Origin of the sequence: Corallococcus aberystwythensis (genome assembly GCF_003612165.1) — a bacterium.
Taxonomy (GTDB): domain Bacteria; phylum Myxococcota; class Myxococcia; order Myxococcales; family Myxococcaceae; genus Corallococcus; species Corallococcus aberystwythensis.
Window position 1 is genome coordinate 1 of the sequence record NZ_RAWK01000133.1, and the last position, 17,997, is coordinate 17,997.

The following is a 17,997-nucleotide window of genomic DNA, read 5'->3' on the forward strand; positions in this document are numbered from 1 at the left end:
GGCCGGAGCCCCCCGCACCCCCAGGAGCGACAGCATCACCGCGCCAAAGGACAGCGTGTTGAGCAGCAGCACCCAGCCAATGTCCGTGTGCGCGATGAGGAGCGCCGCCAGCGCCGGGCCGCAGATGCGCCCCAGGTTCGCCTGCGCCGAGTTGAGGCTGAGCGCGCTGTGCAGGTCCTCCTTCGGCACCGAGACGGCGATGAGCGCGGAGAACGCGGGCATGAACAGCGTCACCGCGCAGCCATTGAGAAAGGAGATGACCGCCACCCACCGCACGGTCAGCCCTCCGTTGAAGGCCAGCACCGCCAGCACTCCCGCGAGCACCATCTGCACCAGCGCCCCCAGCGCCACCGCGCGCCGCCGGTCGAACCGGTCCCCCAGCGCACCTCCCAAGGGCGACAGCAGGATGGCCGGCAGCCACGTCAGCGCCGCAACGCCGCCCGTCCACTCCGCCCGGCCCGTGACCTTCGTCACGTACACGCCCAGCGCCAGCACCTCCATCCACGTGCCGATGTTGGACAACGCCGCCCCTCCCCACAGGAAGGCGAAGTCGCGGTGCTTCAACGCGCGCAGCGAGGACAGGCGGGGCGGGCGGGGCGTGGACACACTCGCTTTCTAATTCACCGAGAGCGCCGGGTGTTCACGGACTTCTGTGCTAGGCGGTTTGGAGGGAATTGCGGCGGAAACGTGCAGTGCTGCTTCAGTTCCGCCGGGGCAGGCGCAGGGTGAAGGTGGAGCCCTCGCCCAGGGTGGAGCGGACGGAGAGCGAACCGCCGTGCAGCCGGGCGAGCGAGGTGGCGATGAAGAGGCCCAGGCCGTGGCCGCGTCCCTTGTCCGCGTCCGCGCGCTGGAAGCGGTCGAAGACGTGGGGCAGGGCGCTGGCGGGGATGCCCACGCCCCAGTCGCGCACGTGGACGAGGACGAGGCCCGGGTTGAGCGTCATGCCCACCTCGACGTGGCGCGAGGTGCCGCTGTACTTCACCGCGTTGGACAGCAGGTTGTTGAGCACCTCGCGCAGCCGCTCCGCGTCCAGCATCAGCGGCTCCACCGGCTCCAGGATGTGGAGGGAGAAGTCCATGTCCGGCTGGAGGTCGCGCCACTCCTGGACCAGCTCCTCCAGCAGCGGCGGCAGCTTCGTGGGCACGAGCTTCAGCTCCAGCTTCCCGTCCGCCAGCCGCGAGGCGTCCAGGATGGAGCTCACCAGCCCGTTCATCCGGTCCAGCTGGCGCAGGACGGCCTCCGCGGAGCGGGCTTCGTCTTCGCCGCCGCGCTTCTGGACCTTGCGCAGGAGCAGCTGCGTGTTGAGCCGCGCCGAGCTCAGCGGCGTCTTCAGCTCGTGCGCCACCCAGTTGAGCATCTCCTCGCGGGCCAGGCTCACCGCGGTGGCCGCCTCGCGCGGGGCCGGGGGGGCTTCCTGCCGGTCCGCCCCGTGCTGCTGGAGCGCGCTGCTCACCGCCTGCTCGAAGGTGCTCAGGTCCACCGGCTTGGCGAGGAAGGTCTGCGCGGCCTCGCGCCCCTGGGGACGCGCCGCGCTCAGGAGCAGGAACGGCACGTCCGACAGGCCCGGCTCGGAGCGCATGGCGTGCAGCAGCTGCATGCCCGTCCGGCGGGGCATCATGTGGTCGCTGACCACCAGGTCTGGCGTCTCCGTGCGCGCCAGCAGCAGCGCCTCCTCGCCGTTGTGCGCGCGAATCACGCGGTGGCCCAGGTCCTCCACCACTTCGGAGAAGACCTCCAGGAGCGCCTCTTCATCCTCCGCGATGAGGACCAGGCTCATTCACCCAGCCCTCCGATGGTGGTCCCCAGGGGACGCGCCTGTCCGGTCAGCAGTCCCACGGCGGAGCGCATGGGCGCGAGCACCTTCACGCCGGTGTCCTGGATCTGGAACTCGCGCAGGTCGGGGGAGTATTCGCTGTCCCGCATCTTCAGCACGGACAGGAGGCGGTGCATCTTGCCGTGCAGCTCCACGTAGCGCAGCAGGACCAGGTTCTCTCCCAGGATGGCCACCGGCGCGTCGGTGAAGTCCAGCTCCGTGCCGACAATCTTCGGCACCTCGCGGGTGAAGAGGGAGGTGACGCCCCGCATGCGCAGCCGCATCGCGAGCGAGGCCAGGAAGACGCGCCGCCGGGCGGGGTCGATGATGGACAGCTCCAGCTCCGTGAGTCCGTCCAGCACCAGCCGCTGGATGCCGAGCGCGTCCACCTTGCGCAGGAGCTCCTGCACGAGCACGTCCCCCTCGAACTCCATGGGCGGCACGTGCCACAGCGTCATCATCTTGTCGCGCAGCAGCGGATCCACGTCCAGCCCCACGCGCCGGGCGCGCGCCAGGAGCATGGCCGGTGCGTCGAAGAAGGAGACGAAGAGCGACCGCTCTCCGTGGCGCGCGGCGTCCGCGGCGAAGTGCGTGGCCAGCAGCGTCTTGCCAATGCCCATGCTCCCCGCGAGCATCGTCGTGCTGAGCTCCGGAAGTCCTCCGTTCATCAGCGCATCCAGCTCCGGAAGCCCGAAGCCCTTGCGCTTCAGCGTGGGCGGCTCGTCCCGGAAGTCCAGGGGGACGGACTCCAGGCGCGGGATGAACTCCACGCCGCCCTCGTTGATGGTCATGGTGTGCTCGCCCGTCAGGTGGGGACGGCCGCGCAGCTTCACCACCTCCACCCGGCGCACGCGGCGCGCGCCGGAGGACTGGACCGACAGCGCCACGACGCCGTCCACCGTGGTGGCCTCCGGCAGCGCCATCAGCCGCTCCAGCGGGTACTCCGTGGTGAACAAGCCGATGCAGTTGCTGGCGGCCAGGCCGATGCCCAGCTCGTAGAGGAACTCGCGCAGCCGTGCCTCGTCCTGCCAGAGGTCCCGGATGGAGCGCAGGCCGTCGATGAAGAGCATCGCCGCGCCGCGCTCGCGCACCGTCTGCAGCAGCAGCTCCCGGGCCTCCTTCGCGCCTCGCTTGAGCGCCGAGTAGGCGCTGATGATGAAGAGCTTCTCGCCCAGCACGTCCGGCTTGAAGAAGGCGAAGCTGGACAGGGCCCCCATCAACTTGTCGTGAGGCTCCGAGGTGACGGTCGCCACCACCACGGGGAGGCCGCGCGCCGCGGCCTCGAAGGCCACCTGGCTGCACAGCACTGTCTTCCCGGACCCGGGGGTGCCGGTGACGATGAAGGACTGGCGCGGGGGGATGCCTCCGCCCAGGAGGACGTCGAAGCTGGAGATGCCGCTCTTGAAGAGGGCTGGCTCACTGCTGGGCATTCCGGGGTCCATCGCACGGCGAGGGATCATCGCGCGTGGCTTCCGCCGCTCGAAAGCACGCGCCGGGACAAGATGCGCACGGGGTACAGGGCCTGCCCGAAGCGCCCTCCGTTTCGGTGCCGAATAGCTGACACTTCCGGCGGGGGCCACCCTCGTGAACCCGCCCCCTCGAGCAGTGGCCGGGGGTGAACATCTCCGGCCGAAGGGCAGCCCGCCCACCAGGCAATCAGCGCGAGGGCGCGGCGGTTTCCCCGGATGCGGTGGCGCGGGCGCTGAAGCCCCGGAACAGCAGCAGCGACACCCCGAGTCCCACCGCGCAGACGCCGGACACGTAGTACGCGGGCGCGAGCGGGCTCTGTTTCAGCGCGAGCGTGACGGCGAGCGGCGTGAGGCCGCCGAACAGCGCGTACGCCACGTTGTAGGAGAACGACAGGCCGGAGAAGCGCACCGCCGGAGGGAAGGCGTGCACCATCACGGCGGGCACCACGCCGGCGACGCCCACGCAGAATCCCACGCCCGCGTAGAGCGGCACCAGGTGCTCCGGCGCGGCGGCCACGCCCCGGTAGAACAGCTGCGCGCCGACGAGCAGCACGCCCGACCCGATGGCCATGGCCCGCGTGGCCCCCAGCCGGTCCGCGAGCAGCCCGTAGCAGACGCAGCCCAGGGTGAGCGTGAGCGTGGCCACGCTGTTGGCCGCCAGCGCCCGCGCGGGCGGGATGCCGTGCAGCTGCTGCATCAGCGTGGGCGTCATCAGGATGACCACCACGATGCCCGCCGTCAGCACCCAGGTGAACAGCATGGACACGACGACCGCGGGCGCGTGGCCCCGGAGCGCGGCCTTGAGCGGCAGCTCCTTCACCAGCGCCTTCTTCTGACGCATCTCCTCGAAGACGGGCGTCTCCTGGAGCCAGCGGCGCAGGAACACGGCGAAGAAGCCGAACACGCCGCCCACGACGAAGGGCACGCGCCAGCCGTACGCCATCACCTGCTCCGGCGTGAAGACGGTGTTGACCGCGGTGGCCACCAGCGACCCCAGGAGGATGCCCAGCGTGAGCCCGGAGGTGAGCGTCCCGCACGCCAGTCCCACGCGGCGCTCCGGCACGTGCTCGGAGACGAACACCCACGCGCCCGGAACCTCCCCGCCCACCGCCGCGCCCTGCAACAGCCGCAGCGTGAGCAAGAGGAGCGGCGCCGCGTATCCCGCGGTGGCGTACGTGGGCAGGAGGCCCATGCACAGCGTGGGCACCGACATCAGGAAGACGCTCAACGTGAACATCCGCTTGCGCCCGCTCCGGTCCCCGAAGTGGGCCATCACGATGCCGCCCAGGGGACGGGCCAGGTAGCCCGCCGCGAACAGCCCGAACGTCTGCAACTGCCGCAGCCACTCCGCCGTCTCCGGCGGGAAGAACAGCCGCCCCATCACCGCCGTGAAGAACACGAAGATGATGAAGTCATAGAACTCCAGCGCGCCCCCCAGCGCCGCCAGCCCCAGGGTGCGGACGTCCTGGGCGGACAGGGGACGGGGAGCGGCCAGCGGGGACGAGGCGTCGGAGGAGGAGGTCGCCATGCGCGGAAGGACCGGAAGGATATGCCGGGACACCTCCCCAGGCCCCATCCGTCACGTTGTTAAAGTGGATTCGCCGTAAAACCTGTTGACACGGTATGCGAAACTTGTGAGCCGGGCGTGTCATCGGTATCTTCCGGGAATTGCGAGTTCCGTCCCGGGAGTACAATTTGGACAGGGTTGATACCGTGACGCCTTCGCCTGCCGCGCCCGGGGTGGACACCCGCTTCGGGAAGTACCGCATGGTGCAGCGGCTGGCCACGGGCGGCATGGCGCACATCTTCCTGGCGACCCTGGATGGGCCGGACGGCTTCTCCAAGCCGTGCGTCATCAAGCGCATCCTGCCGGAGTACGCGAACCTGGAGCCCTTCTCGCGGATGTTCGCGGACGAGGCGAAGGTGGCGGCGCTGCTCACGCACCCGAACATCGTGCAGGTGTTCGACTTCGGGAAGATCGACGGCCAGTACTACCTGGCGATGGAGTGGATCCAAGGCCAGTCGCTGGACCGCATCATGCGGCACGCGGCGGCGGCGAACATCCCGCTGGGCGCGCGGGTGACGGTGGACGTGGGCATCGCGATGTCGGACGCGCTCACGTACGCGCACGCGAAGACGCTGTCGGACGGAACGCCGCTGAAGCTGGTGCACCGGGACATCACGCCGGGCAACGTGCTGGTGTCGCGCGACGGCATCGTGAAGCTGGCGGACTTCGGCATCGTGAAGAGCTCCGTGAACCTGGAGCGCACGGTGGCCGGGGTGGTGAAGGGCAAGTACGCGTACATGTCCCCGGAGCAGATCACGAACCGGGAGCTGGACCACCGCTCGGACCTGTATTCGCTGGGCATCGTCCTCTACGAGCTGTCCACGGGGCGCCGGCTGTTCAAGCGCGACACCATGGAGGCCACCATCGTGGCCGCGTCGCAGGGGGACGTGCCGCCGCCGTCGCAGGTGGCCCCGGGCTTCCCGGCGGAGCTGGAGCGCATCCTGCTCAAGCTGCTCGCGAAGGACCCGGCGCAGCGCCACCAGACGGCGCGCGAGCTGCACGACGACCTGGAGCGCTACCGTTCGGCGCAGCACTGGACGTCCAGTGGCCGGGAGCTGGCGACGCTGATGTCCACGCTCTTCCCGCCGGATGCGTCCGGCCGGGTGTCCACGGCGCTGGCGGTGCCGGGGTCCATGCCGGGCTCCTCCAGCCAGGTGGGGGGCTCGGGCATCTCCAGCCCGCCGCCGGTCGCGATGCCGGAGCACGTGGTGGAGCTGCACGAGTCCAGCGCGCTGGTGCCCACCGGCATGCTGCCGCGGAGCACCGGGACGGGGTCCACCACGGGCGTCATTCCGCCGCCGGAGCCGGTGGCCGCGGCCGAGGCGTTCCCCTGGGGGCTGGCCGCCGCGGCGGGCGTCGCGTTGGTGGGCAGCGCGGTGTTCTGGCTGTTCATCGCGTGAAGGGCGGGCGCATCGTGTCGTCGTGGGAAGTGGGACATCGAACGTGAAGAATCAGAAGACCTGGGTCGCCGTCATCCTGCTGGGCACCGTGGCCGTGAACGCCGGGGCGTACCTGATGGTCCGCTCGCGCAAGGCCGCGCCGTCCGAGCCCGTCGCCGCGCGCACCCGCGTCCCCCCGCCCGACGTGTCCTCACCTCCGCCCGCGGCTCCGCCGTCGGAGGACGTGAACGGGGGGCTCGCGCGGGCGCTGCGCGCGTCCGGGCTGGCCGCGCTGGAGGACCGCGACTACGACCGCGCGGTGGCGCAGTTCACCGAAGCGCTCAAGCTGCGTCCGAACGACAAGGACAGCGACCTGCCGCGGCTGTTGGGCATCGCCACCGACCTGCGCTCGCGCGACCAGTCCCGGACCGCGCAGGCGCCCACGCCGCGTGAGCCGTCACCCTCGCGCGCGCCGCCCCGCACGCGCGCCGCGAAGCTCGCCGCCGCCAGGGCCGCCCGTGAGCAGCAGGCCGCGCAGGCCGCTCCGCAGGAGGAGGCGAAGGGCGGGCTCTTGCTGGTGACGTCCACGCCGCCGGGGCTGGTGGTGATGGTGGATGGCAGGGCGGTGGACATGACGCCCGCGCGGCTGCCGGTGTCCGCGGGCACGCACCGCGTGGTGCTCGCGCAGGGCGAGCGCCGCCTGTACGAGGAGACGGTGGAGGTGGACTCGGAGTCGGTGCGCTCGCTCAACCGCGACCTCACCGCGGAGCTGACGCCGCAAGCCCCGAAGCCGGCCGCGTCGCCGGTGGCGGCGGTGGTCCCTGCCTCGCCCGCCGCGGCGAGCGCGGCGCCCTCGGGCGGGCCGGGCGCGAACACCCCGGAGCCCACGCCGCCGCCGAAGCCGTCCGTGGCGAGCGCCGCCGTGGCGCAGCGGGGCGACCTGGAGGTGACGTCGCCGGGGCTCTATGGCGAGGTGTGGATCAACGGCCGGCCGTATGGCTTTCCGCCCATCTCCGCGCAAGCGCTGCCTTCCGGCCCCGCGCGCGTGGAGGTCCGCGTCAACGGCGAGGTGAAGCGGCGCATGACGGTGGAAGTGGAGCCGGGCCGCAGCACCCGCGTGCGCGTGAAGTGAAACAAGGCTCACGCCCGCATTCGACGCACTGCGCGTAATCCCAGAACTTTCGGATGGTGCTGGAGCCGGTACACTCCGCCCTCCACGTTCGAGAGGCTTGTTTCGTATGGGTTTCACCAGGCAGGGGCGTCGTGTGTGTGTATGGCTGGCGTTGCTGGGCGCGGGCACGGGCTTCGCGCAGACGGCGCCGGAGCCCACCCTGGACCCCGGGCCGCCGGAGACGCCCTCCGCCGATGAGCAGCGCGAAATCCGGCTGGAGGACGAGCCGGAGGTGCACAGCCAGGTGGCGTCGTTCGCCATCACGAAGCTGCACGACTCGCCGGCGGTGGTGACGGCCATCACCGCGGAGGAGATTCGCGCCTCCGGTGCGCGCGACCTGATGGACGTGCTGTTGCAGGTGCCCGGCTTCTTCTTCGGCGTGGACGTGTCGGGCACGGTGGGGCCGGGCTTCCGGGGCCTGTGGGGCCAGGAAGGCAAGGTGCTGCTCATCATCGACGGCAAGGAGATCAACGAGCAGCTCTACTCCACCATGCAGCTGGGCCACGAGTTCCCGGTGGAGCTGATTGAGCGCATCGAAGTGGTTCGCGGCCCCGGCTCCGTCATCTACGGCGGCAACGCGGAGCTGGCCGTCATCAACGTCATCACCCGGGGCATCCAGGGCAGCACGGACGCGCTGGTGGTGGGCACGTACGGACAGCTGTCGCACGGCAACGGCCGCCGCAGCCTCACGCTGTCGGGCCGCAAGGTCTTCGAGAGCGTGGCGGGCCTGAGCGCCTTCGCCTCCGCGTCGCTGGGGCAGGGGCAGCGCAGCGACGCCGTCTTCGACGATTTCTATGGCGGCTCCGCGAGCATGAACGGCGCGTCGCGGATGGACCCCACGGTGGTGCAGGCGGGCGTGGGCTACCGCGACCTCCAGTTGAGCTTCCTGTACCAGCGCCAGGACACCACGTCGGTGGTCTCCGTGGACGAGGTGCTGCCGGAGCCCGCGAGCACCGACTTCGAGTCCTTCCACGCCGAATTGAGCGACCGCTTCCGGCCCACGGACCGCATTGAGATCATCCCCCGGCTGAACCTCACGCTGGGCGAGTCCTACCGGGACTCGGACGAGGACTCGGACTTCTTCTACGACAAGCGCTACCGGCGCATCCGGGGCCGGGCCCTGGCGCGCTGGGCGGCGTTCGACTTCCTCCAGCTCACGGGCGGCGTGGACCTGGCGTTTGATCAGGGCCAGCTGCGGGGGCCGGCGGGCGTGGGCCAGCAGGAGCCCTTCAACGGGGACGAGGACGTCGTCTCCTACCGCAACGTCGCGGCCTTCATGGAGGCGTACTCGGACAACCCCATCGCGACGGTGGTGGCGGGCGCGCGCTTCGAGGACCACAGCTTCTTCGGCAGCTCGTTCGTGCCGCGCCTGGTGCTGCTCAAGTCCTTCGGGCCGGTGAGCGGCAAGGCCCTCTACAGCCGCGCCTTCCGCGCGCCCGGCATCGAGAACATCTCCCTGGGCGAGGACGTCCGGCCGGAGCGCACCACGGTGTACGAGCTGGAGGCCACCGTGCGCCTGGGCGAGGGCCAGAGCCTGAGCGCCAACGCCTTCGACGTGGGCGTCACGGACCCCATCATCTATTCGTACGACGCGGACACGGGCTCGGAGGCGTACCGGAACCTGGGCCGCCTGGGCAGCCGGGGCATTGAACTGGACTACCGGCTGCGCGGGTCGTGGGGCCGCGCGCAGGTGGGCTATTCCTTCTACCGGCCGGGTGGACGCAACGACGTGGAGGACTACCTGGTCCCCGGCGAGCCCGATGCCTTCACCGGCCTGCCCACGCACAAGGCGACGCTGGCGGGCACGGTGAAGGTGCTGCCGTGGCTGTCCGTCAGCCCCACGGCCGTGCTGGTGGGCCGGCGCTTCGCGGTGGGCGCGGCGGACGAGGAGGGCGTGTCGGAGGTCCAGTCGCTGTCGCCCCGGCTGCTGCTCAACCTCTTCGTGCGCGCGGAGAACGTGGGGACGAAGGGGCTGGAGATTGGCGCGGGCGTCTACAACCTGCTGGGCAGCGACTTCCGGGTGGCCCAGCCCTACAACGGCGGCCACGCACCCCTGCCGGTGTTCAGCCGGGAGTTCCTGGTGAAGCTCACCTACCTCTTCGAGCCGACGTACGACGACGAGTAGCCTGGCCATCAGCCGGGGCGCATCCAACGTTGCGCAAGGGCGTGGCGGGGCGTAGGGAAGCCGCCTGCCATGTCCGAGAACACCCAGCTCCTCGAAGCCGTCCGCAAAGAAGCCAAGCCGGGACTCTGGTCCAGGGGCGTCAGCCTCGCGCGCGATGGGGCCGTGGCGCTCCAGTCGCGCACGGCCTCTGAAATCGAGCTGCGCGTGAAGGTGACGGGCCGGGCGGTGGCCTTCACCGTCGTCCTCTACCCAGGCGACGAGGCTTGGGAGTGCGACTGCCCCAGCCCGGTGGACCCGTGTGAGCACGTCGTCGCCGGGGCCATCTCCCTGGACCAGGCGGAGAAGCAGGACGCGCCGCTGGAGGCGGTGGCGGAGCGCTGGTCGCGCGTGGTGTACCGCTTCACGCGCGTGGAGGGCGGGCTGCAACTGCAGCGCGTCCTCGCGCACGCGGACGGCACGGAGGAGCCGCTGGAGGACCTCACCGGGCGCATCGCGAAGCCCCAGGGCGGCGTCACGTTGCAGGTGGAGCAGGTGGACCTGGTGATGGAGCGCCTCTTGGAGCGGCGCACCCGGGGGCCCTTGCTGGCGGAGAAGCTGGACGCGCTCCTGCGGGCCCTGGAGCCCGCGCGCAACGTGCTGCTGGACGGCCGGCCGGTGGCGGTGTCCAGCGAGGTGCTGCCCCCGCGCGCGAAGGTGGAGGACCGGGGCCAGCAGTGGGTCATCACCATCACGCGCGACCCGCGCATCACGGAGGTGGTGAGCCCTGGCGTCGCGCTGACGGCGGAGTCGCTGGTGCGTCTGGGCGAGACGGCGATGACGGGCGCGTGGCTCCAGCACCTGCCGCTGGTGCGCACCTATTCGCCGGAGCAGCTGGGCGAGCTGTCCGCCAAGATTCTGCCGGAGCTGGCGCGGCGCATGCCGGTGGACATGAAGAGCCGCCGCCTGCCGGCGCTGGACCGCGACCTGAAGCCGCGCATCCTGCTGGAGCTGAACCAGCTCACCCAGGGCCTGTCGGTGCTGCCCACGCTGGTGTACGGCGCGCCGCCGTCGGTGCGGATCGACAACGGGCGCATGGTGTACCTGCGCGGCGCGGTGCCGCTGCGCGACGAGGTCGCGGAGCAGAAGCTGCTGCACCAGCTGCGCGACGAGTTGAACCTGGTGCCCGGCCGAAGGCTCACGGTGGCGGGCCCGGAGATGATGCGCTTCGCTGACAAGCTGCGGAAGTTCCGGGGCGACCTGGGCGGTGACGCGGCGGGCATCGTCAGCCCGGACATGCGCCTCAAGCCGTCCCTGCGCGTGGAGGGTGGCGCTTCCGGCGCGGGCGTGCCGGAGGTGCGCTTCACGCTGGAGTTCGAGGTGGAGGGCGGCAAGGGCGGCGCGCGCACGGTGGACGCGGCGGCCGTGGTGCGGGCGTGGACGGAAGGGCTGGGGCTGGTGCCGCTGGACGGAGGTGGCTGGGCGCCGCTGCCGCGCGCGTGGCTGGACAAGAACGGGCAGCGCGTCGCGGACCTGCTGGCCGCGCGTCAGGAGGACGGCCGTGTCGCGAACCACGCGCTGCCGGAGCTGACGCAGCTGTGTGAGTCGTTGGATCAGCCGCCGCCGCCGGGATTGGACAAGCTGGCGCCGCTCGTCGAGGGCTTCGAGAAGCTGCCGCCGCCGGTGCTGCCCACGGAGCTCAACGCCACGCTGCGCGCGTACCAGCAGCAGGGCGTCAGCTGGCTGTCGTTCCTCAAGGGCGCGGGACTGGGCGGCATCCTCGCGGACGACATGGGTCTGGGAAAGACGCTCCAGACCATCTGCATCCTGGGGCCGAAGTCGCTGGTGGTGTGTCCCACGAGCGTGTTGCCCAACTGGGTGGCGGAGCTCCAGCGCTTCCGTCCTTCGCTGAAGGTCTGCGTCTACCACGGCCCTGGTCGCAAGCTGGACCCCACGGCGGACATCACGCTCACCACGTACGCGCTGTTGCGCCTGGACGCGCCGGTGCTGGGCGCGCCCACGTGGGAGGCGGTGGTGCTGGACGAGGCGCAGGCCATCAAGAACCCGGAGAGCCAGGTGTCGCGCGCGGCGTTCGGGCTCAAGGCGAACCTGCGGCTGGCGCTCAGCGGCACGCCGCTGGAGAACCGCCTGGACGAGCTCTGGAGCCTGATGCACTTCACCAACCCGGGCCTCTTGGGGGGACGGCGCCAGTTCGAGGAGAAGACGGCGCAGCCCATCGCGGACGGCAAGCCGGGCGCGGCGGAAGGCCTGCGCCGCCGCATCCGCCCGTTCATCCTGCGCCGCCTGAAGAAGGACGTGGCGCCGGAGCTGCCGCCGCGCACGGACTCCGTGATGCACGTGCAGCTGGATGAGCGTGAGCGCTCCGTCTACGACGCGGTGATGGCCGCGACGCGCGCGGAGGTGGTGGCGCTGCTCAACGAGGGCGGCAGCGTGCTCAAGGCGCTGGAGGCGTTGCTCCGGCTGCGGCAGGCGGCCTGTCACTCGGCGCTGGTGCCGGGGCAGCACGCGAAGACGTCCTCCAAGGTGCAGACGCTGGTGGACGCGCTGGAGACGGCGGTGTCGGAGGGCCACAAGGCGCTGGTGTTCTCTCAGTGGACGTCGCTGTTGGACCTCATCGAGCCGGGCCTCAAGGGCGCGGGAATCGGCTTCGAGCGGCTGGACGGCGCGACCGCGAACCGCGGCGAGGTGACGTCCCGCTTCCAGGGGCAGGACGGTGCGCCGGTGCTGCTGATGTCGCTGAAGGCCGGCGGCACGGGCCTGAACCTCACGGCTGCGGACCACGTGTTCCTGATGGATCCGTGGTGGAACCCGGCAGTGGAGGCGCAGGCGGCGGACCGCGCGCACCGCATCGGGCAGGAGCGGCCGGTGATGGTCTACCGGCTGGTGTCCCAGGGCACGGTGGAGGAGAAGATCCTGGGCCTCCAGGAGAAGAAGCGCGCCCTGTTCGAGGCCGCGCTCAGCGAGGCCTCGGGCGCAGCGGCCATCACCCGCGAGGATCTGCTCCAGCTGTTCGCATGAGCCCCGCTCGGGCCAGCAGCTCGCGCACCCGCCGCGCCAGCGCGATGTGCTCGGGGTTGGCCACGGTGAAGCGCTCGGGCGTCAGGATGATCAACGAGCCCCTGTCCTCCACGGGCTCGATGCGCACCGGGGCGGGCAGCGGCGGCACCGTGCCCCGCTGACGGGACAAGTAGGTGACCCAGCCCAGCAAGATGTCCGCCTTGCCCTTCTCATCCTCCAGGTCCCGATGCGCGTGGGACATGGCCACGGCCCAATCCGGTTCCCAGGCCAGCGCCATTCCACGCACGACCTCTGTCAGCACGGAAGCGGTGAGCACCCGCTCAGCATTCGGACTGCGACCGAGCGTTGGCAACGTCAGCACGCAGGAGTTCGAGCCCGCTTCTGAGTAGCTCCCACAGTAGATGCGCAGACTCGCCCGGTCGTAATCACGCCCCCCATTACCGAACCAGAAGCCAAAGCCCAGTCGCTCAATGACAGGGCCTCCTTTCTCGCGGTTGGCGCCAAGCCGGAACTGCTCTGTCAGCGTCGGCACATCGGGCGGTATCAGCGGGTGCTCACGCGACTCCCGGGATGATCGTGTGGGCAAGTACCACTGAGAGAGGAACGGATCGCTTGGCGCCAGCAAGGTCAGGAACTCAGCTGTGCGTCGGGCGCACTCTTCAGGCGACTCCTTGCGCGCTCCCCAGTAGGCCCCTGCGTAGTAGGTTTCGAGAGGGGGCTTGGCCTTGGCTGTCACGGTTTTCTCTCTTCACAGTGCCGGAGTGTGGATGACCGTAATCTCATACACCTTGTTGTCCTGGAGCAGTTTTCGGATGGCCTTCGCTGCCCCTTCCTCCGCGACGTGCCACTCAATCGCGATCCCCGTGCCCAGAACGCTGTCCCTCTGTCGCAGGGCTTGATCCAGGAGCCCCTTGGCGCCTGTCGGCTCAAACCAGGATTTCGGATCAAGCGTATCGAGAAACTTGTTCGCGTAACCGGGGCCTTTGGCCTCCACCAGCACATCTTCTTTAAATCCATCGAACTTCACGCCTCCACTGTTCTTGCCCACTCCGCCGACCCAGTACGCATCATCGGCGGAATGTCCCGTTATCTGCTCCTGGTAGCGCCGAGCACGCGTGGACATCGACTCCTTTGCTGGCCCCCACTGTCCCGGTCCCTGGGAAGGTGCTCCTCCCTTCGGGGCCGTGTTCGCCCGCTGGAGGATGATGGCCGCCCCAGGGCCGCCGCTCAGTGCCGCCGTCGCGCGCCCTGCTGGCACCGCGATGCGCTCCAACGCCAGAGCGCCCTCCGCCGACAGCGAGAGCACCGGCACCGTAACTTCCGCACCCACCGCCATCCCTTTCAGGGTCCGCGTGGTGGCCGAGGCCGCTCCTCCGGTGATGAGCAGGCCCGTCGTCAGCCGCGACATTTCGCGGATCTGCTCTCCACGGGTCATGGACTGGAAGCGCTCCCAGAACATGGGCGATGACGCGATGAGTGCCGCCACGCCCGCTGGCAGGTGACTCAGCCCCGCGAGGCTGTCCACGGGACGCGTGAGCACCTGTCCCATCGCGTGGTACAGCTCCACGAAGGCGTCCTCGGCGCCATCCAGGGTGCGGCTGATGACGTCCGCGTCGTCGTACACCTCGGCCAGGGGCCGCCAATCCGAGGCCTGGAGCTGCGCGTCCACGGTCCGGAAGACGCCACCCTTGCCGCTGTAGAACCGGCCCAACTCAAAGCCATGCGCGCGGAAGGCGCCGTTCTTCCATTCAACCGTTGCAACCTTCTGCTGGGTACGCCCGGTGAGGGCCCACGCCAGATAGCCATCGGGTCGCAGCACCGCGATCTGCTCCTGGGAGAAGCGCTCTACCCGCCGAGAGAGTTCCTCCCGTGTGACTTCGCCTCCGCCCATCACCTCTCGTATGAGGAGCCCCGCGGCCATGCGCGGCGGGAAGGTGCTCAACGTGACGGGCTTTCCCAGGAGCACGCCCAGCAGCCGCGCGGCTTGCGTGGGCGTCAGCACTTCGCCCACGGGGCGCTCGTCCCAAGCCTCCATTCCGGCGTTCGTCAACAACCGATCCCAGCCGTCCGGTTGCACGTCGGGGCTGGTGACACCCGCCATGGCCACTGCACGCACGGGGCTCGCCCCCGTCACCACTTCGCGCACGGCCTTGCGGCGATACAATGGCGGCGCTTCCTCAATCCGTGTGACGCTCAACGCCGAATCGGAGACGCGCGGCGTTTCGTCGCTGGCGAATCCTTCCCCAGGGGACTCCGTGGCCGTGCTGGACGTGTAGCTCAGTATCTTTCCGGGCCTGGCAGGCACCGAGGCGCAGCCGGTGAATAGGAGGGCCACGCACCCAATCAGGACGTCAGCGCGCACTGTCCACCCCCAGGCCCACCGATGCGAACGCACCTGGGCGCAACGTCCCATCACCGTCCGGGAACAACAGCGTGCCACCCGTGGCCACCGCGCAGAGCTTCCCCGCCAGGAATCGCCAGCGTGCTTCCGCCGCGCCCAGGTAGCGCGCCCCGGATTGGCCCATGCCCACGCCCAATCCCTTCACCGCGATCTCCAGGCTGCGCTCCAGGAGCTGCACCGCCACGCGCCCGTCCGCATCCAGGCGGCCCCAGGAGAAGGCCTCCAAGCTCAGCGACAGCGCCAGGTGCCGTTGCAGGCCGAGATAGCCCACGGCATCCCAACCCACCCGCGCTTCCGCCTGGAGCGAGTACCCGTCCGGGAAGCGAGCGGAAGCCAACGGCACGCCCTCCGGGTCCACTGACTGGATGCGTGCCAGTTCGTAGTCCGGACCGAAGAAGCCCTGCCGGAATCCACCATGCTGCCTGCGTGCCTCCAGGCGCAGCGCGATGTCCCGTGTCGGCGTTACCGCATCCGCTCCCACACCAAGCACCGCGCCCCAGGCGCCTCCGACGCCCGGCCGTCCTCCCCAACCCGCCAGCAGGTGCGCTTCCAGGCCCGGACGCTTGAGCACCACCGCCGTTCCGTCCAGGTGCGCCAACGTCACGGACGGCGCAGTGCCTCCGGTCCGTCCCCAGTCATGCACGGCGGAAACAGCGAGCGAATAGCGTCCCGGCGAATGACCGGATCCAAAGAGGACGCGTCCCACGTCCAGCGCGACCTCACCGCCCATCAGCCGCGCGCCCAGCACATCCGAGGCGAAGGCCTCCGTGTAGAGCGGCCCCACGGTGCCCGTGAGGAAGCCGCCCGCCGGGTGGTAGTCAGGATTCGTCCGGTTGGAGTAGCGGCGCACCAGATGCGCCGACAGCAGGCTGTAGTCCTCCAGGGCACCCAGCCACACGCCCACGGGCGCCGCGTCCGAGCCCAGCTTGAGGCCACGCACGAGCTGGCCCCAGTCGGAGAGACGGTCCCAGTCCTCGCGTCGCACGCGGCCCGGGCCGCCCCACGCTCGCAGTCGGATGGGAGCGCCCAGGTTGAGCCCGAACTCCGGGCCGCCATCCAGGATGAGCGTGGGCTCCAGTTGGACGAAGCCTTCGGTCTCACCGCCACCTGAGCGCGGAAGGAGCGCGAGCGTTGCCACCTCCATCCGTGCCAGTGAAGACCAGGAGCGCGTTGGCGGGGCGGGCTCGGAGTCGGACGCCGCCGCGGTCTCCCCTCGAAGGGGAAGAAGCCATAGCCACAGCACCGCCCACCAGCGGTTGTCCATCGCTCACGCCTCCTGGCCGCACTCCGGTGCGGCGTGCAGGACCCGGTCATAACCGCCGGATCCGACACCTCGGCACAATCGGGCGATGCAGGCCCCCAGGGCACGTCAGCGGTTGGGTCAGGACACCGCGCGGCCGCCAATGTTTGGAAAGCGCTCATAGGCCCGCTTGAGCGCATCGAGGTGGGCAGGGTCGTCCAGGTCGAGCGGCGTGTCCGTGAGCTGCACGACCCACCCGCCCGATGAAGTGCGCCGCGCCCGTGAAAGCAGTTCGGTGTCGCGAGCAGGATCCGGGAACCCGATGGCCGTTGCGGCAGCGGCTGACCAGTAGTTCAGCCACCCGAGGAACCAAGGAACCTCAGGCGCTGAGAGCTTTTCTGGTAGATTGATCATGGGCAGCCCCCGGGGTGAACACCCTGGGCCATGAGGAGCTCGGCGAAACTGCGGCGCGACCTCCGATCCGTAACCATACGGCGACGCATGCCCCCAGAACGAGCGCGCCCCCTCCGCCACGCCCTCAAGCAAAGCCGCCGCTGCCGCGATCACGGGCTCGTCTAGTGGCAGTTCTGCCTGCACTTCAGACAGGGACTGACCGCCTGGGCTGAGGAGCCCAGGTCTTCCCCTCCCGTTAACCGTCACGGGGTAACTCTCGTCCCCGTTGCACAGAAGTGGGAATTTCCCGCCCTGCGTCCTTTCCGGAAGCCACGCGTCACGCTGCGGCAATGCGATGGGGCTCCCTCCTCTGCCTACTTCCCACTCCAGGCGCAGGCCGGGGAGCGCCTTTTCCATCCCATGGACGACAGCGAGCGTGCGGCCGTCTTTGCCTACGAGCGCAGGCGCGTAGACGATGAGGGTGAGGGCCTTACGCTTGGTCATCGTTTGCACTCCGTAACGACGACATTGAGTGAGAAGTCCGCTTCGATCAGCGCGTCTTTGTGCGCTTCGGTGCTCACCCCAATGACGAAGTCATATCCACATGCCGCCGCAGCAGTTCGCTCCCTTTGTATCTGCTCCAACTCCTTTTCAATCTCCCGCCTTCGGATGAAGTCAGGGTACGTGTCGAATTGATGGGTCTTGATCTCCCACAGCACGCGCACGCCGACTTGCAGCGCATCGAAGCGTACGCCGTCAACGAGCACGTCCATTCCAGGATAACGGTTGGGCGGGAACCTGTCGGCGCACTCATTATGTGGGTCGTCCTTGCCCGCGTGCGGCACTGGAACAGGCTCGCAACTGGCGCGGCCCGTCCGGTCCACGGGCACGGGTGGCACTGGGGGCTGCCAGTCCTGCCCCGCTGGCTCGGGCTTCAGCTTGGGCTTGCGTTGCGCTTCAGCTTCCCGGGATGCCACCTTCGTTCCTCGTGAGGTCCCTGCTTCCTCGGGGTAGGCGTGGCGAAGTTCGTATGCATCCATCTCTTCCTTGATGGCGACGGCGACCACCACCACACCTAGGACGATCACGGCTCCCACGACAATCTCAGGAGCGGCCAGCACGCAGAATCCAAGTCCCACGGCAGCGGCGCCCGCGGAGGCGACCGCGCATCTTCCCGTGGTGTCATGAAACTCAAGCCGCTCATGGTCGAGGGCCTGATAACACTGCTCCACCAACATCGGCCAAGGCTGGGAAGCCTCGCGAACAACGCAATGCCCACCATCCTTCCAAGGTAGCGACGCAGCTCGCTGGAGGTTGGCAATCCTTGGGGTTCGTGGCGGCGTCGACCCTCCAGGGGTCGTAGCGCATGCCGTGATGAAGAGGATGAGTGTGGCGCAAGCTCGTATCGTGGAAGTCATCGACGT

Annotated in this window: 13 protein-coding genes; 4 read left to right on the forward strand and 9 right to left on the reverse strand. The window is 69.7% G+C overall.

All coding sequences use genetic code 11. The features are described 5' to 3' along the window. From D7W81_RS22110 to D7W81_RS22125, 4 genes are all read right to left on the reverse strand, one after another. The coding region (locus D7W81_RS22110) for an MFS transporter (protein WP_120557383.1) at nt 1-606 on the reverse strand (606 nt) is incomplete at its 3' end. A gap of 94 nt (nt 607-700) precedes the next feature. Further along, nucleotides 701-1,777, reverse strand: a complete 1,077-nt coding sequence (locus D7W81_RS22115) for an ATP-binding response regulator (protein ID WP_120557384.1) — start codon at nt 1,775-1,777, stop codon at nt 701-703. Further along, nucleotides 1,774-3,243: an ATPase domain-containing protein gene (locus D7W81_RS22120; protein WP_120557399.1), complete on the reverse strand. Its 1,470-nt coding sequence runs from the start codon at nt 3,241-3,243 to the stop codon at nt 1,774-1,776. The genes D7W81_RS22115 and D7W81_RS22120 overlap by 4 nt, the downstream gene beginning before the upstream one ends. Nucleotides 3,244-3,469: 226 nt before the next feature. Then, a complete protein-coding gene (locus D7W81_RS22125; protein WP_120557385.1) occupies nt 3,470-4,810 on the reverse strand; it encodes an MFS transporter in 1,341 nt (446 codons plus the stop codon). Between the two features lie 185 nt (nt 4,811-4,995). On the opposite strand from D7W81_RS22125, the gene D7W81_RS22130 reads away from it, so the two are divergent. The 4 genes from D7W81_RS22130 to D7W81_RS22145 all read left to right on the forward strand — a co-directional run bounded on the left by D7W81_RS22130 (nt 4,996) and on the right by D7W81_RS22145 (nt 12,539). After that, on the forward strand, nt 4,996-6,249 hold the full coding sequence (locus D7W81_RS22130; RefSeq protein ID WP_244227353.1) for a serine/threonine-protein kinase: 1,254 nt from the start codon (nt 4,996-4,998) through the stop codon (nt 6,247-6,249). Between the two features lie 43 nt (nt 6,250-6,292). Then, nucleotides 6,293-7,360, forward strand: a complete 1,068-nt coding sequence (locus D7W81_RS22135; RefSeq protein WP_120557387.1) for a PEGA domain-containing protein — start codon at nt 6,293-6,295, stop codon at nt 7,358-7,360. A 133-nt stretch (nt 7,361-7,493) separates the two neighbouring features. After that, nucleotides 7,494-9,524 (forward strand): TonB-dependent receptor plug domain-containing protein, encoded by a 2,031-nt coding sequence (locus tag D7W81_RS22140; RefSeq protein ID WP_244227354.1) that lies wholly within the window; start codon nt 7,494-7,496, stop codon nt 9,522-9,524. A gap of 69 nt (nt 9,525-9,593) precedes the next feature. Continuing rightward, nucleotides 9,594-12,539 (forward strand): DEAD/DEAH box helicase, encoded by a 2,946-nt coding sequence (locus D7W81_RS22145; protein ID WP_120557389.1) that lies wholly within the window; start codon nt 9,594-9,596, stop codon nt 12,537-12,539. On the opposite strand, the gene D7W81_RS22150 is transcribed toward D7W81_RS22145, so the two are convergent. The 5 genes from D7W81_RS22150 to D7W81_RS22170 form a co-directional block, all read right to left on the reverse strand. Next, nucleotides 12,505-13,275, reverse strand: coding sequence for an immunity 52 family protein (locus D7W81_RS22150; protein ID WP_120557390.1), 771 nt, complete (start codon nt 13,273-13,275; stop codon nt 12,505-12,507). The two genes, D7W81_RS22145 and D7W81_RS22150, sit on opposite strands and share 35 nt — an antisense overlap. Nucleotides 13,276-13,287: 12 nt before the next feature. After that, nucleotides 13,288-14,703, reverse strand: coding sequence for a Tox-REase-5 domain-containing protein (locus D7W81_RS22155; protein ID WP_244227355.1), 1,416 nt, complete (start codon nt 14,701-14,703; stop codon nt 13,288-13,290). Between the two features lie 187 nt (nt 14,704-14,890). Next, nucleotides 14,891-16,204: a hypothetical protein gene (locus tag D7W81_RS22160; protein WP_120557392.1), complete on the reverse strand. Its 1,314-nt coding sequence runs from the start codon at nt 16,202-16,204 to the stop codon at nt 14,891-14,893. A 117-nt stretch (nt 16,205-16,321) separates the two neighbouring features. Beyond that, nucleotides 16,322-17,077: a DUF5953 family protein gene (locus D7W81_RS22165; RefSeq protein WP_120557393.1), complete on the reverse strand. Its 756-nt coding sequence runs from the start codon at nt 17,075-17,077 to the stop codon at nt 16,322-16,324. Then, nucleotides 17,074-17,991, reverse strand: coding sequence for a DUF6310 domain-containing protein (locus D7W81_RS22170; protein WP_120557394.1), 918 nt, complete (start codon nt 17,989-17,991; stop codon nt 17,074-17,076). The genes D7W81_RS22165 and D7W81_RS22170 overlap by 4 nt, the downstream gene beginning before the upstream one ends. Between the last annotated feature and the right edge of the window lie 6 nt (nt 17,992-17,997).